This window comes from Pseudomonas sp. NBRC 111119, assembly GCF_001320125.1.
Taxonomy (GTDB): domain Bacteria; phylum Pseudomonadota; class Gammaproteobacteria; order Pseudomonadales; family Pseudomonadaceae; genus Aquipseudomonas; species Aquipseudomonas parafulva.
Genome location: NZ_BCAV01000094.1, coordinates 1 through 2,743 on the forward strand (window position 1 = coordinate 1; position 2,743 = coordinate 2,743).

Below are 2,743 nucleotides of genomic sequence, written 5' to 3' on the forward strand. Positions count from 1 at the left end.
CTGACAGCAAGGCGATCTCGCCCACTACCTGGTCGGCGCTCATCCCGCGCAGCAGCCCGACCAGCGCACTGCCTAGCTGCTCGACCTGAACTGGATCGAAACCGGCCTTGGCGTAGGCCAAATTCAGCTCCAGCGTTTGGCCTATATCCACCAGCACGGTCAGTGCATAGTTGGTGCGCTCGTGGTTCGCCACCTCGCCAAACCGTAGCCCGCCCGGCGCTCCCTGCTCGAGGGCTTGGGATACTGGGTAGTTTTCGAAGACCAGAAGGCTATCGAACAGCGCCTCACCTTGCTGACCCGCCCACCGCTGGATATCGAACAACGGCGTATGTTCCTGTTCACGCAGGGCCAGGTTCTGTGCCTGCAATTGTTGCAGCCACTGGCCGATGGTGTGTTCAGGCTGCGGGCTGGCAATGACCGGCAAGGTGTTGATGAACAGCCCTATCTGTTGCTCGACTCCCGGCAAGTCCGCCGGGCGCCCCGATACCGTTGCACCGAATGCAACTGCCTGTTGGCCGCTGAAGCGCTGCAGGATCAAGGCCCAGGCACCCTGCACCAACGTGTTGAGGGTAACCTTGCTGGCGCGAGAGAAGGCAGCCAGGCGTTGTGTATCGGCCTCGTTGAAACGGTAGCACCAGTCATCGTGCCCCCTTGGCGATTCGACACCGGGTGTGACCACACGCGCCAGTCGGGTCGGGCTATCCAACCGCGCTAGTTGCGCACGCCAGAAACCCTCGCTGGTTGGGGCATTCTGGCGTTGCAACCAGGCAATGTAGTCGCTGTAGCGCCCAGCACCGACGTTCACCGCTTCGCCGCTGTAACGTTGCAGCACCTCGCCAAACAGTTGCGCATTGCTCCACCCGTCCAACAGGATGTGATGGTGGGTGTAGATGAGGTGGTAGCTTGCCTCGCCGACACGCACCAGCATCAGGCGCAGCAGCGGCGGATGCGCCAGGTCAAAAGGCTGTTGACGCTGTTGCAAGGCCAACTGCTCCAGCGCCTGTTCCACCTCCTCCAGACCTCGCCAGTCATGTACTGCCAGCGGCAGCTGGACCTGTTTGCGCACCACCTGCACAGGACGTTCGACCCCGCGTGGCCAGAAAAAGCCGCTGCGCAGTATGTCGTGCGCTTCGATCGCGGCTGCCCAGGCCTGGGCGAAAGCCTGCTCGTCCAGCCCCTGTACATCCACCCGCAGCTGGTTGACGTAGGCACCAGAGGCGTCTTCGTAAAGGCTGTGGAACAACATGCCTTGTTGCATAGGTGACAGGGGATAGATATCGGCAATGTCCCCTGCCGGCACCGGCAGGTCATCGAGCTGGCCCTGGTCAAGACGCGCCAACGGGAAATCCGAGGGCGTGACACCGACCTGCCCCGCCACGCAGCAGTGTTCGACCAGCGCCGTCAGTTCTGCCAGGAAATCATCGGCGAGCCTCCCCACCGTAGGCTCATGGAACATGCAGCGGCTGAACGTCCAGCTCAACGACAGCTTGCCGCCATACACCTGGCCATTGAGCGTGAGCCAGTTATCCAGCGGCGCAGTTTCGCTCTGCTCGACACCGGCTGCTTCAGGTGCAGGTACGAACATCGCTGCCTCATCGAACTGGCTGTCGAACTGCCCCAGGTAGTTGAAGGTAATGCGGGGCATGCTCAGGCCGGCCAGGGCATCACGATCAACCCGCTCACCCAGGTAGCGCAGCGCTGCGAACCCAATCCCTTTATGTGGCACGCGGCGCAGTTGTTCCTTGACCTGCACGATCGACTCGCGCAGCCCCTGTGCCGGTGTCAGCAACACCGGGAACAAACTGGTCAACCAACCTACGGAACGGGTTACATCGAGCCCGCTGCTGAAGGTTTCGCGACCATGCCCCTCCAGTTGGATGGCGGCAGCTGGCTGGCCGGTCCAGCGGCACACGGCGCGTGCCAAGGCTGCCAACAACAGGTCGTTGACCTGGGTTCGGTATGCGCCAGGCGCACGTTGCAGCAGACGCTGGGTGACTTCGGCCGGCAACGCCCGGACCAGCGTGACGGCATGACGGTTCTCCAGGCTTCCCTGGGGATTATCACAAGGCAGGTGGGAAGGTTGCGCCAGTTGCGACTGCCAGAACGCCAGCTCTTCGCGGGCCACCCCGCGGGCATGGGCCTGCAAGTGCCCGGCCCAGTCTCTGACCGAACGCGTACGGGCCGGTAACAATGGGGGGTGACCTTGACGCAATGCCTCATAAGCCTGCTGCAGATCCTCCAGCAGTACGCGCCACGAAACCCCATCGATTACCAGGTGATGGATGACCAGCAACAGGCGCTGGCTGCCATCAGCCAAGGTAGCCAACAGAGCACGCATCAGCTCACCACGGCTCAAGTCCAGGCTGCGCTGGGTACGCAGGCCTTCTGCAGCCAGGGTCTGTGCGTCGGGCAGGTCGGCCTGCCACAGCAGCGTGTAGGTGTGGTCGGGCCCGGCGATGTGCGCCTGCCATTCGCCACTCTGCTCACGCAAGCACGTGCGCAAGGCATCATGATGGGTATGCACAGCTTTCAGTGCGCCCTCGAGCCACTTGGCCTGCACTGGCTCACGGGGAATCAGCAGCAACGACTGGTTCCAGTGATGATGCTCCGGAATCTGCGCTTCGAAGAAGCGCTGCTGCATGGGCAGCAGCGTTACAGCACCACTCACCGGGCCTTCATCTACTGCATCAAGGGCAGACACGCGGCTGGCTACTGTCGCCAGACGCTGGATGGTTTGTTGCTC

The 2,743-nt window shown here is 62.5% G+C and carries 1 protein-coding gene; it reads right to left on the reverse strand.

Annotated features, from left to right (window positions below; all coding sequences use genetic code 11):
* Window positions 1–2,701, reverse strand: a 2,701-nt coding sequence (locus tag APH25_RS24690; protein ID WP_256217616.1) for a condensation domain-containing protein, incomplete at its 3' end; no start/stop codon positions are given.
* Between the last annotated feature and the right edge of the window lie 42 nt (window positions 2,702–2,743).